This window comes from Butyrivibrio sp. AE3003 (assembly GCF_000686065.1).
In the GTDB taxonomy this organism is placed as follows: Bacteria; Bacillota; Clostridia; order Lachnospirales; family Lachnospiraceae; genus Butyrivibrio; species Butyrivibrio hungatei_A.
Genome location: NZ_JMLX01000001.1, coordinates 2,805,916 through 2,818,403 on the forward strand (window position 1 = coordinate 2,805,916; position 12,488 = coordinate 2,818,403).

14 protein-coding genes are annotated in these 12,488 nt (G+C 41.2%); 13 read left to right on the forward strand and 1 reads right to left on the reverse strand.

Going from position 1 to position 12,488, the window contains the following annotated elements; all coding sequences use genetic code 11:
* The first annotated feature begins 65 nt into the window (after positions 1–65).
* Positions 66–1,391 (forward strand): C40 family peptidase, encoded by a 1,326-nt coding sequence (locus CD00_RS0113440; RefSeq protein ID WP_026656436.1) that lies wholly within the window; start codon positions 66–68, stop codon positions 1,389–1,391.
* Positions 1,392–1,469: 78 nt separating this feature from the next.
* A complete protein-coding gene (gene guaA / locus CD00_RS0113445; RefSeq protein ID WP_026656437.1) occupies positions 1,470–3,020 on the forward strand; it encodes a glutamine-hydrolyzing GMP synthase in 1,551 nt (516 codons plus the stop codon).
* 241 nt (positions 3,021–3,261) lie between these two features.
* Here the strand turns inward: guaA and CD00_RS0113450 are convergent, their stop codons facing one another.
* Positions 3,262–3,753 carry a helix-turn-helix domain-containing protein gene (locus CD00_RS0113450; RefSeq protein WP_026656438.1) on the reverse strand — a complete coding sequence of 164 codons (492 nt, stop codon included), beginning with the start codon at positions 3,751–3,753 and terminating at the stop codon, positions 3,262–3,264.
* 178 nt (positions 3,754–3,931) lie between these two features.
* On the opposite strand from CD00_RS0113450, the gene CD00_RS21530 reads away from it, so the two are divergent.
* The 11 genes from CD00_RS21530 to CD00_RS20755 all read left to right on the forward strand — a co-directional run bounded on the left by CD00_RS21530 (position 3,932) and on the right by CD00_RS20755 (position 12,362).
* A complete protein-coding gene (locus tag CD00_RS21530) occupies positions 3,932–4,306 on the forward strand; it encodes a hypothetical protein (protein WP_330370429.1) in 375 nt (124 codons plus the stop codon).
* The gene (locus tag CD00_RS0113460) at positions 4,306–5,403 is read left to right on the forward strand and encodes a site-specific integrase (RefSeq protein ID WP_026656440.1); all 1,098 of its coding nucleotides are present in this window, start codon (positions 4,306–4,308) and stop codon (positions 5,401–5,403) included. The genes CD00_RS21530 and CD00_RS0113460 overlap by 1 nt, the downstream gene beginning before the upstream one ends.
* A gap of 2 nt (positions 5,404–5,405) precedes the next feature.
* The gene (locus CD00_RS0113465) at positions 5,406–5,738 is read left to right on the forward strand and encodes a plasmid mobilization protein (RefSeq protein ID WP_026656441.1); all 333 of its coding nucleotides are present in this window, start codon (positions 5,406–5,408) and stop codon (positions 5,736–5,738) included.
* A 138-nt stretch (positions 5,739–5,876) separates the two neighbouring features.
* Positions 5,877–6,854 (forward strand): AAA family ATPase, encoded by a 978-nt coding sequence (locus tag CD00_RS0113475; RefSeq protein ID WP_026656443.1) that lies wholly within the window; start codon positions 5,877–5,879, stop codon positions 6,852–6,854.
* A gap of 111 nt (positions 6,855–6,965) precedes the next feature.
* Complete coding sequence (locus tag CD00_RS0113485) at positions 6,966–7,199, forward strand: hypothetical protein (RefSeq protein WP_026656444.1); 234 nt, start codon at positions 6,966–6,968, stop codon at positions 7,197–7,199.
* A gap of 238 nt (positions 7,200–7,437) precedes the next feature.
* Positions 7,438–8,499, forward strand: a complete 1,062-nt coding sequence (locus CD00_RS18460; RefSeq protein ID WP_051594208.1) for a plasmid recombination protein — start codon at positions 7,438–7,440, stop codon at positions 8,497–8,499.
* A 202-nt stretch (positions 8,500–8,701) separates the two neighbouring features.
* Positions 8,702–10,072, forward strand: a complete 1,371-nt coding sequence (locus tag CD00_RS18465; protein ID WP_051594209.1) for an ATP-binding protein — start codon at positions 8,702–8,704, stop codon at positions 10,070–10,072.
* A gap of 16 nt (positions 10,073–10,088) precedes the next feature.
* Positions 10,089–10,625, forward strand: a complete 537-nt coding sequence (locus tag CD00_RS0113500; protein ID WP_026656445.1) for a histidine phosphatase family protein — start codon at positions 10,089–10,091, stop codon at positions 10,623–10,625.
* Positions 10,626–10,637: 12 nt separating this feature from the next.
* Positions 10,638–10,961 (forward strand): MazG nucleotide pyrophosphohydrolase domain-containing protein, encoded by a 324-nt coding sequence (locus CD00_RS0113505; RefSeq protein WP_026656446.1) that lies wholly within the window; start codon positions 10,638–10,640, stop codon positions 10,959–10,961.
* Between the two features lie 2 nt (positions 10,962–10,963).
* Positions 10,964–11,542 (forward strand): hypothetical protein, encoded by a 579-nt coding sequence (locus CD00_RS0113510; protein ID WP_207640501.1) that lies wholly within the window; start codon positions 10,964–10,966, stop codon positions 11,540–11,542.
* Complete coding sequence (locus CD00_RS20755) at positions 11,523–12,362, forward strand: YecA family protein (protein ID WP_051594210.1); 840 nt, start codon at positions 11,523–11,525, stop codon at positions 12,360–12,362. The genes CD00_RS0113510 and CD00_RS20755 overlap by 20 nt, the downstream gene beginning before the upstream one ends.
* Positions 12,363–12,488: the final 126 nt, after the last annotated feature.

Here is a 12,488-nt window from a genome sequence, read left to right on the forward strand (position 1 = left end):
ATTTCTTGGTGTTACGTGTTATAATTATATAGAGTTACTGAATAATGAGGGACAAGGAGGATGAAATGAGAAAAGATTACTTTTTTTCTGCGATAGCTCTTTCCTTAGTCCTTAGTATGCTGGTGGTGGACCCTGTAAGGGCTACCACCAGTACTGATTTACAGCAAAAACAGAATAAGCTGGAGCAGGAAGAACAGGCATTAAAGAATCAGAAAAAAGAGCTTGAGAAGAAAAAGAATGAGAATCAGAAAAATCTCAATAACGCCAACGGCAAAGTAAATTCGATCGCCGCAGATCAGGGAAAGACAAAAGCAGCCATGGATGAAACTTCAAACGAAATTGTTTCCATGATGGCTGATATAGATCTTATAAAAGAGGAAATTGAGAAAACTGAAGAACAGATAAAAGTTAAAACAGCTGAGTACGAGGATGCGAAGCAAAAAGAAGATACCTTGTATGAAGCAATGCTTAAGAGAATAAAGTATTTATATGAGCAGGGAGAATCATCTTATATACAGATTCTTTTGACTGCGGCTGACTACTCTGATGCACTTAATAAAGCCCAGTATATTGAGCAGATTTATGAATATGACAGGGAAAAGCTTAAGGAGTATGTAGAAGCGAAGACGGCTGCCGATAAGGCAAAGACACAGCTCGAAGAGGAGAAGGGGCAGCTTGAAACTTCCAAATTTGAGATGGAAGAAGAGCAGCATCAGATGGAAGAAGTCCTAAAAGAGTATAAGGCCAAATATTCTGATTACGAGGTAAAGCTTGCTAAAGCCAAACAGGATGCTGCGTTATATACGGCACAGATCAAGAGCCAGCAGGCTGATATGGCGGCTCTTCAGAAACAGATCGCATCCAAGCAGAATGAGGTCAATGAGACCAAGAAAGCAGCACAGGCTGCCCGTGAGGCGGAAGAAGCTGAGAGGAAGCGTAAGAGTGAAGAAGCTCAGAGAGCAAGCGCAGATAACGGAGGTGGCTCGGGAGATTCTACATCTTCAGGCGGTTCCAAGAACTCATCTCCTCCACCGGCACCTTCGGGAGGCGGTTCAGGCTCTAATATTGCGAGCTATGCTTGCCAGTTCGTTGGTAATCCATATGTGTCCGGCGGAACAAGTCTTACAAACGGCGCAGATTGTTCAGGATTTGTATATTCTGTTTACAAGGCGTTTGGAATATCGGTTCCCAGAACATCATGGGAGCAGGGAAATTACGGAACGGAAGTTTCATATTCCGATGCACAGCCGGGAGATGTTATCTACTACGGCGGGCATGTGGGAATATATATAGGCGGAGGACAGATTGTTCACGCAAGTACTCAGAAGACGGGAATTAAGTATAGTTCAGCGATGTACAGACCGATTATCTGTGTCAGAAGATTTGTGTGATGTGCCAATTGTTAGCCTTTATGCCATAGTGTATAATCGAGCATAATTGTTGTTGTAAAATTTTTTTCGGGAGGAACCATGACTGCAGAAGAGAAAGTAATAGTTCTTGATTTCGGCGGACAGTACAATCAGCTTGTAGCTCGTCGTGTCAGGGAATGTAATGTCTATTGTGAGATTTATTCATATCGCACTCCGATAGAGCAGATAAAGGCGATGGAGCCTAAGGGAATTATTTTGACCGGAGGCCCCAACTCATGTTATGAGGATGGAGCACCAACTTATACTAAGGAATTGTTCGAGCTTGGTATTCCTGTTTTGGGACTTTGTTACGGAGCGCAGCTCATGATGCACGTGCTCGGAGGTAAGGTTGAGAAAGCGCCTGTAAGAGAGTACGGTAAGACACAGACATTTATTGACGGATCTAAGGATAAGTTGTTTGCAGGTGTTGAGGATGACACTATCGTATGGATGAGTCACTTCGACTATATCAGCAAAGTTGCACCGGGATTTGATATCATTGCTCACACAGCGGATTGTCCCGTAGCTGCAGCGGCTTGTGAAGATAAGAAACTGTACGCTATTCAGTTCCATCCCGAAGTATTACATACAGTTAAAGGCAAAGAGATTCTCCATAACTTCGTAAGAAATATCTGCGAGACTGCAGGTACATGGAGAATGGATTCTTTCGTAGAAAATACAATTAAAGATATCAAGGCTAAGGTTGGAGACGGCAAGGTTCTTCTTGCTCTTTCGGGAGGTGTTGATTCATCCGTTCTTGCAGCTCTCCTTGCCAAGGCAATCGGTAAGCAGCTTACATGCGTATTCGTTGATCACGGACTTCTTCGTAAAAATGAAGGTGATGAGGTTGAAGGCGTATTCGGTGAAAAAGGAAACTTCGACATCAACTTTATCCGCGTGAATGCGGCAGACAGATATTACGCAAAGCTTGCAGGCGTAGAAGAGCCTGAGCGCAAGCGTAAGATTATTGGTGAAGAGTTTATCCGTGTGTTTGAGGAAGAGGCCAAGAAGATCGGCGCAGTTGACTTCCTTGCACAGGGTACAATATATCCTGACGTTGTAGAATCCGGACTTGGCGGTGAGTCAGCCGTTATCAAGTCACATCACAATGTAGGAGGACTTCCTGATTTTGTTGATTTTAAGGAAATCATTGAGCCCCTTAAGACATTGTTTAAGGACGAGGTTCGTAAGGCCGGACTTGAGCTCGGACTTCCCGAGTATCTAGTATTCCGTCAGCCTTTCCCAGGACCGGGACTTGGCATCCGTATCATCGGCGAAGTTACAGCCGATAAGGTTCGCATTGTGCAGGATGCTGACTACATCTACAGAGAAGAGATCGCGGCAGCCGGCTTATCAAAGCTTCCCGATCAGTACTTCGCAGCTCTTTCAAACATGCGCTCTGTAGGCGTTATGGGCGATGAGAGAACTTACGATTACGCAATTGTTCTCCGCGCAGTTGAGACGGTAGACTTCATGACAGCTGAGGCTTCCGAGATTCCTTTCGAAGTTCTCCAGAAAGTCATGAGCAGAATCATCAATGAGGTTAAGGGCGTTAACCGCGTAATGTATGACCTTACTTCTAAGCCGCCGGGAACAGTGGAACTTGAATAATTAACGAAGTCTGAAGAATGCAGTATTTATGCGGATTCTAAGGATTTTGAAAAGCGATTTGATAACAAAATGATAACACTTGATAATTGAGCATTATTTATGAGTAATGCAAAAGGTTAGCAGGTGAGGTTTCAGCAAAGACTTAAAAAGGTCTTGTTAAGCTAATGAATAGCTTAGCAAGGCCTTTTCTTTTTGCCCTTATGTTAGCCGATGGAAACAATTCAAAGAAGAGTTATTTAGATCATTCCTGAGCAGGTACTTCTTCAAAGTGTGAATGAGTTGTCTGACCGGGTGTTGGATAGTGATATCTCCAGGCATCATATTCATCCTGGGTGATCTGACCGGATTTAAGTGCTTCAGATTTATCCATCCAGTCCATAAGCATGTCAAAAAGCTGCATGCTTCCCGGATGATTCCTTAAATCAAGATAAAGCTGAGGTTGTCCGTCTTCTGCTTTTTCAATTTTGAGACCGTAGCGATCTTCAATAGCGAAGAGGGTATGGATAAGCCCTGTGAAAGAGTCGATATCGGGAACCTTCAGGGCATCAGGTTTAACGTCAAAAAGCTCTGCCATTGCCTGAACAAGGTTATCCTTTGGAACACGATTTTCACTCTCATATTGAGCCATACGGACATCGGCAGATTTTTCATCAAAGCCGATCTGAGTACCTACATATTTTTGTGTCATTCCGCGTTTACTACGGAAGAAATGGATTCGTTCTCCTATTGCCATAGTGAGGGCTCCTTTCGCTTGATGGGATTATCTTAACATATTTGTTTAGGACAATCAAGAACAATTAAACAAAAATGTTTAACAATACACTTGACTTTAACAAATATGTTTAGTATTATAACCATGAACTTAAACAAATATGTTAAGTGAAAACTGAATGATCGTCTGAGACACAGATATGACTCCGGAAAAGTATGCGAGGACCGAAAGCGAGCGTATGGAGGGAGCGAAAACGGCGCAGTCCAAAACAGTCTATAAGGCTAACGAACCCAGAGGTTACCCGTCAGGAAAGTGTCAAAGGAAAACGGCAAATGAAGTATCAACAAAAACGAAACCAAAGAAAGGAAAGAAATGTATGGAAAAAATGTTTTTAAGAGTTGCAGATGTTATGGAAATCCTCGGCGTTTCTGAAAGTTACGCCTATAAGCTGATAAGAAAGCTTAACAAGGAAATGCAGGAAATGGGATTTCAGACCATTCAGGGAAGGATCGATACCAAATTCTTCTATGAACACTTCTATCAGACCAAGGATTATGAGAGGAGGGATGCTTAATGCCGGTTTATAAGAACGACAAGAACGGTACCTGGTATGCGATGATCCGTTATAAGGACTGGACCGGGACGAACAGGCAGAAATGCCAGAGAGGGTTTTCTACTCGTAAAGAAGCTATTGAGTGGGAAGCTCAGTTTAAGCTTCAGCAGGCATCGGATATCGATATGACTTTGGAAGCCTTTTACGGACTTTACGAAAAGGACGTAAGACCAAGACTAAAGGAAAACACATGGATGACAAAGCAGGTCATATATGAAAAAAAGATCCTTCCTTATCTTGGAAAACGTAAGCTTTCTGAAATAACCGCAAAGGACGTGATTGACTGGCAGAACGAAATGATGCGTTTGACGAAAGCTAACGGAGAAACTTTTTCACCATGTTATCTGAAAACGATACATGCGGAACTAAGCGCACTTTTCAACCATGCGGCTAAGTATTATCACCTGAGCGTTAATCCGGCGAGAAATGCGGGCTGTATGGGGCAGGAAGATATAAAGGAAATGTCATTCTGGACAAAAGAAGAATATCTTGCTTTTGCCGAGGCTATCATGGACAGGCCGATTTCCTATTACGCTTTTGAAATCTTGTACTGGTGCGGAATACGTGAAGGAGAGCTGCTTGCACTTACTCCGGCTGATTTTGATTTCGAAAAGTCAACGCTTAGGATCAATAAGTCTTATCAGAGAATGCACGGAGAGGATGTTGTAACGACGCCTAAGACCAAAAAGAGCAATAGGGTTATAAAACTTCCAAAGTTCCTGTGTGAGGAAATGAAGGACTGTCTGAAGATGTTTTACGATATCAAGCCCGGTGACAGGATATTTCAGTCATTATCCAAACATGTTCTCTCTACAGAAATGGAAAGGGGTTGCAAAGCCGCAGGAGTAAAGGTTATCCGAATTCATGATTTGCGGCACAGCCATGTATCATTTCTGATCAATAAGGGATTTACAGCACTGGAGATTGGAAATCGTGTAGGGCATGAAACAGAAAGGATCACGTACCGATATGCACATCTGTTTCCCACAAAACAGGATGAGATGGCAGATTTCCTTGATAATGAAAGATTTAGCAATAACACAGAAAAGGAGACATAAGGATGTCAGCAAAGAATTTGGATCAGAGGGGCCGCTTTAGAAACAAGATAGTGGCGTTTAGGGTTTCACCTGAGGAAGATGCACTGATTGAAGCGGAAGTTCGCCTCTCAGGTCACACGAAGCAGGATTACATTATCAGTCGCTTGATGAACAAAACAATAACCGTCCAGGGAAATCCTAAAGTGTATAAAGCACTTAAGGACGAACTGAAAAAGGTTCTGAATGAGCTTTCTAGGATTGAGGCCGGTTCATCAGTGGATCCTGACCTGATTGTACTTATCAGACAAATAGCAACCATCATGGAAGGAATGCAGCATGAAGACGATTGGAGGTAAACGAAAAAGTCCTCTGCTGGAACAGAGGACTTTTCCTAAAAAGCCGAAGCTTTCTTATACAAATTTACTTAATTCAAAGTATAACAAGGCTTCCGCTTACATTCAACACAAAAATATGAAAACGGAGGAAAAATGTAAATGGAAGAAAACAAGACAGAATTGAAATTGATTCAGATGTCGGAAATCGAGGCCGAGGAAGTGTCCTGGCTCTGGTATCCGTTCATCCCTTACGGAAAACTTACCATTATCCAGGGAGATCCCGGGGATGGTAAGACAACGATGGTATTGAACCTTGCGGCGAAACTGACGAAGTGCGAAACGCTGGATGAAGGAATGAATTGCAGTGAGCCCGTCAATGTGATTTACCAGACTGCGGAGGACGGACTTGCCGACACAGTTAAGCCGAGGCTCGATAGTGCCGGTGCGGATTGCACAAGGATAATGGTGATTGATGAAAGCGACAAATCATTATCCATGGCAGATGAGAGAATCGAAGAAGCGTTGAAAACGACCAATGCGAAGCTCCTGATCCTTGATCCTATACAGGCGTATCTTGGCGGCGGGATGGATATGAATCGGGCAAATGAAGCAAGAGATATGACTAAACGGCTTGGAGCATTAGCAGAAAAATATAAATGCGCCATCGTCCTTATTGGTCACATGAACAAAGCCGGTGGTACAAAGGCAGCTTACAGAGGAATAGGATCGATAGACTTCTATGCTGTCGCAAGAAGTGTTCTTCTGGTCGGAAGGATCGAAGGAGAACCGGACAAAAGAGCAATGGTTCAGATTAAGAATAATCTCGCGGCCTTTGGTCATTCGAAAGCTTTTGAACTTTCAGAAGACGGCTTCAGGTGGATCGGAGATTATGAGATTACGGCGGATGAAGTGCTTGGAGGTATTGCCCCTAAAGTGAATAAACAGGACCGTGCCACGGCCCTGTTAAAAGAACTGGCAGAGAATCACAGGATGCTTCCAAGTAAAGAAATCTTTGAAATTGCTAAAGAGGAAAATATTTCCAAAAGGACTATGGAGAATGCCAAACAGGAACTTGGACTTAAAGCTAAAAAAATCAACGATGTCTGGTATTGGGTTCTCAGGGAAGATTCGGAATAAAAGGAAGAACGCAACAATGCAAGGAGTAAGAAATTGCGGACTTGAAGGATGCAAGGTTGCAAAAAAATTAAGACTTTGCGTTGTTGCGGACTTGGTTGAAAGGAGCGATTTATGAAATATGTACAGATAACGCGGGAGCTGTTTTTTAAACTTTTGAGCTATCACCTTTTGGATAAATTTGAAGAAAAGGAAGAAATCGAAAAAGGCCTTAAAGCAAAACTTAACACAATGGTGAATCATGATATTTATTCAAAATCGAAAACAGCACCTACAGAAGAAGAAAGGGAAAAGTCGAGACAGGAATATCTTGACCGGGTAGGAATACATCCGGATTTCAGATGGTAACTTTTCCTCTGTTAATAGAATACGATCCGGTGCGACTGGGTCGTTATAAGAACCTTGACAACAGAATTTCCCGCCGCAGGCGGCATACCGATTATGTGGCGCGCAGCACCACGGACATAATCGATAACCCCCTATGGATAATGACACTTCGCATCATTATCCGGGGGCTCTCCGAGGGCCCTGCGGGGCGTTCTTGTTGTCTCACATGTAATTCACACTCGATCATGAAAGGAGAAATATGATCTCGTATTCATTACATTTATCCAACAAGAAGCATGCTCTTACCACCACGAAAAAAGTGGCGGCTGCGAGCAAGCATAATCTCCGCCAGTATGAAAGTCCGGAATATTGTCGGGACAATATTTACGTACTTATCGGCGGAGATAATATTCTTGATGATCTGAAAGAAGCATATCATCAAGAATTTGACGCTTGCCTTGAAGAATATAACAAAGGCAAGCGGGCAGATCGACAGATTGATGATTATCTGAAATACGTTTCCGAAAGTGGAAAGAACGATGTGGCAGCTGAGCTTGTCATCCAGCTTGGAGATGCAGAGTTCTGGCATGACAAGTCATTGGAGATGAAGAAGCAGATGCTTCCGATCTTCGAAAACCAGCTGAAGCATCTTCAGGAACTTGTACCGGACTTCCGGATTGTATCTGCGGTAGTCCACCTGGATGAGCATTCACCCCATGCTCATGTGATTGGACTTCCGATAGGGCGGGGATACAAGCGCGGTATGCAGAAACAGGCAGCAAAGACAAGAGTCTTCACGCAGGAATCACTTACGGAACTACAAGACAAAATGCATAAGTACGCCGAACAGGAAATGAACGAACATCCCGAGATCTTCGAGGGAGAGGATCTTAAGGAAATCGAAAAGGGACGGAACAGTGATTGGTCCAAAGAGTTCTTTATAAGAAAAAAAGCCGAGGCGTTGGAATCATTGAATGAACAATATGCAGAAACGACTAATGCCGTTGAAGTGAATGAAACGGTTTTGGAGGAACTGAACAAGCAGACTGAAGAGACGATTCAGACAATGGTTGAAACGGAAGCTCAGAAAGAATTCATGAGGTACGCATTCCTTAAAGAACCCAAAACTCCAATTGGAAAGCTTGTAGCAGGAGCATGGCGGAAGTTTAAAGAGTGGTGGGATATGCACAAGCGTAAGGAAGTTGAAGAAAAGACCAGGGAAAGTGTCTTGGGCAGATTGTCAGAGCTAAAGAAAGAGACTGCTGAACGTCCAACGAATCAGGTGATACCTAAGAAGCGCAGAGGACCGGAACTGGATTAAGCTACTCCCTTGATAGACAGTGACGGGGGCGTGTCACGCTCCCGTTATCATGTCATACAGGGAATATATGGCTTCAGACTGGATAAAATAATATTAAAGCGCATAAAGCACATAAAATAATTTTGAATTTGCGCTTTAGAATTGAAAATAAAGCGCAAATATGATATTTTATATTTGGAATGAATGAAAAAGAGGTGCGATTATGCGAGAAATAGACCTTATCATAGATGAAAATGAAAGTCAGGTTGTTGAGTGGAAAGAATCATGGCAGGATAAATACCTCGAATGGATTTGTGGTTATGCCAATGCACAAGGGGGAACTCTTTATATTGGTATTGATGATAATGGTAACGTCCTGGGATTGGAAGAAAAGATTATAAAAAAGCTGTTAGAGGATATTCCCAATAAGATTACAGCGGCTTTTGGGATGACATGTGATGTTAACCTCAAAACAAAGGACGAAAAGAAATATATTCAAATCGAAGTAAAGAAATCAAAACTTCCGTTAAATCTTCATGGTAGATATTATTATCGAACAGGAAGTGTAAAAAAGGAGATTACCGGATTTGAACTTACAGAGTTCATCATAAAAAGTACTGGGACATCGTATGATGAAATGATTTCGGATATTCCAAGAGAAAGGCTAACATTTGAATCATTTAGGAAAAGATATTTGAAAGCAACACATCTCCCGTTGGAGCTAGATAATGATCTTGTGAGTTTTAAGCTTATGCAAGAAGATGGTCAAATGACGAATGCAGGGATTTTGTTTGCAGATCAATGGAATATTCATCACTCAAGGATTTTTTGTACAAGGTGGAATGGTCTTGAAAAAGCTAATTCTACACAGGATGCACTTGATGATGCGGAATACACAGGTGGGCTCATAGAGCTTTATGATAGCACCATGGCCTTTATAAAAAACAATACAAAAAAAGGATGGCGCAAAGACAATGATAAACGAGTAGAGTTGCCTGACTATCCGGAACGAGCATTGGAAGAGGGATTGGTTAATGCTCTTATCCACAGGAGTTATCTTCAGACAGGAGCCCACAGTCAGGTAGATATCTATGACGACAGGATTGTCATCACTAATCCCGGAGGAATGTTTGATGGTTCGGAGGTTCAGTTGCTGGATATAAGACACGTACCGTCAAAACTACGCAATCCGATTCTTGCGGATGTTTTTGGAAGAATGCGGCTTATGGAGAGAAGAGGAAGTGGATTTAAGAAAATCCTTGACGCCTATGAAGCTGAGGAACGATATAAGGAAGAATTAAAGCCAGTTTTTTACACGGATGGGTATAATTTCTTTCTTACGTTGTGGAATCTCAACTATGCTTATGATAAAGCGCAAAATAAAGCGCAAAATAAAGCGCAGAAAAGCATGATGTCGGATAGAGAACATCTATTGCTGCTTCTTAAAGAAAATCCTTCATTGACGCAAGCAGAACTGTCAGAGATGATGAATAAATCCAGAAGGGCAGTACAAATGCTAATGAAGGAATTGCTTGACGAAGGTGTGATTGAAAGAATCGGATCAAAGAAGACAGGCTCGTGGCTTGTGAAATAGTGGGGGATTTTGATATTTGAAAGTAATTATAATACGACATGGACCAGTTGCTTATGACTGGGAAAGAACGTATAGTTCCTGTGAGTTTGATAAGGCTTGTACTCAGTATGACAAGGCACCAATTATGCGGATGTCTTATGATATTCCTGTTTTTAATCTAAAACGAGTATACGTTAGTACCTTGCCTAGAAGTCGGGACACTGCAATAGAAATATTTGGGAATAAGGATTTTATATGTACTGAACTGGTAAGCGAAGTCCCGCTTGGGTCAAGTTTTGATTGTAGGATGGAGTTACCATTGTGGTTTTGGAATATAACGGGACGAGTTCAATGGTTCCTTAACTCCAATAGGCAAGCAGAAAGCAGAAAAGAGACGGAAGCAAGGGCAAGTAAATTTGTTGAATTGTTAAATAATGACGACTGCGAGAGTGTGGTGGTCACGCACGGTTTTTATATGCATACCTTGGTGAAAGAGATGCAAAAGGCGGGATTTAGAATCAGTAAATCGATGAGAAATTATAAAAATGGTGACTATGTAGTTGCTGAAAAATAGAGGTGGCTTAGATTGGATTTTACAATAAACGAGATGCAGGAAATGCAAAGGAATTTGCAAGATAAATATAAAGACAAATGGGAAACTATCGGTCCGGAGACTGGGAAAAATAAACTTCTTTGGATGGTCGGAGAGATTGGAGAAGTCATAGACATCGTTAAGAAAAATGGCGGAACAAAATCGTGTTCTGATGAGGCACTCAGAAAGGATTTAGTTGAAGAAATGGCAGATGTTCTAATGTATTACAATGATGTGCTGCTTTGCTATGGTATTTCGGCAGAAGAATTGAAACAGTCATATTCTGAAAAATATTTGAAAAACATGAAGCGATGGTAAGTATGACCTATATAGTATTTGAGGAGAATGAAGATATGAAACATGAAATTAATGAGAAAACATTGATAGTAAAAGACTGTTCAGAGACTTTCGAGACTATTTATGAGAAAGAGTACTTTCCTAAGGAATTGACGGAGGAGATAAAGCAAGCTAATGTTCTTTTGATTCCAGATTACATAAAACGGGAAGATAAAGAAGGTTATGTTTTTCCTGAATGTACACAAGAATTTTTAGAGTATGTGAAAGATAATGGTTCGGATAATTTAATACCGGATATAGCTATTAATGATGGAGACTTCAAAAAATTAGAATTACATTCTGCCAGTATAACAATAGCAACTTTTGTTGTGACAAGTATAGTGCTGCCGATAATGATTAATCTGGTATCCAATTATTTATATGATCAGGCAAAGAAGATGCATCGGGATAAAAAAGATGTATCTGCAAGGGTTAATATTATTACTACAGAAGACGGAAAGAAAAGCAAAATGATTTCTTATGAGGGCCCAGTAAATGGAATCGAGGAAGCATTAAAATCTGCAGCTAAGGACATATTTAAGGATGACAGCCAGGAAAATTGAAGAATATCTTGAAAAGCCAAATCGTCAGCTTGATCCGCGGATCCCAGATGAATTAGTAAAGCTGAAAAAGCAGGCAGTAGATGCTAAGGATGAACAAACTGCCAATTATATATGGTGTCTTCAGCAGGTCTATAAGATTCAAAGCTCATATTTAACGGCTTTTGAAAGACTAAAAAACAGAAATTTTGAAGAAGCTTGGAATACTTTGGACAGAACGGATATCGAAATATCCTTTCTGGAGCCACACTTTGAGAAATATTTTGGTTGTCCTGTAGGATTGAAATTTTACATTGGACATATTCTGAATTCAGTAAAGCAGTTCCAAAAGCTTTTTCCTTATAGGCTGTTTACCAGTCGTGAAGACATTATAAAAGAAGAGAAATGCTCTATCTGTGGTAAGAAGATAAGTCTTAGACATGGATGTAATCATAGAATTGGTCAGTTATATATGGGAGAAATGTGCTGTCATGAAATAACGGATATGGAAATCCTTGCATTTGCCATTGTGTCTGATCCATTTGATAAATACGCCATAATTAAGATGGAGGGACAGGAATATAACTATGCTCCTTTGGAGCAACTTATGAATGTGGTTAAGGATCCATTTGCACTATGGAATGTAGACGAGTTGCGAGTCGTCAGTCCAGAATATGAAAATATTGGACGAAATGATAGATGTCCATGTGGAAGTGGCAAGAAATATAAGAAATGCTGCCTAGGAACTGCTAAGATATATACAACGCATTATCGTATTAACATTGCGAACTGTGAATCTGGTGTTATTCAACCAATAACGTTTTATAATACAGTAAAGAAATGAACTTGTAATGTGGTGGCACGATTGTTGATCTGAAGAAAGATATCGGGTATGTAGATTAGCTGGACGTGGTCATCGTAAAGGCAATTGAGGCACAAAGATGATCCTAGATTGGAGTTGAGCGTAACA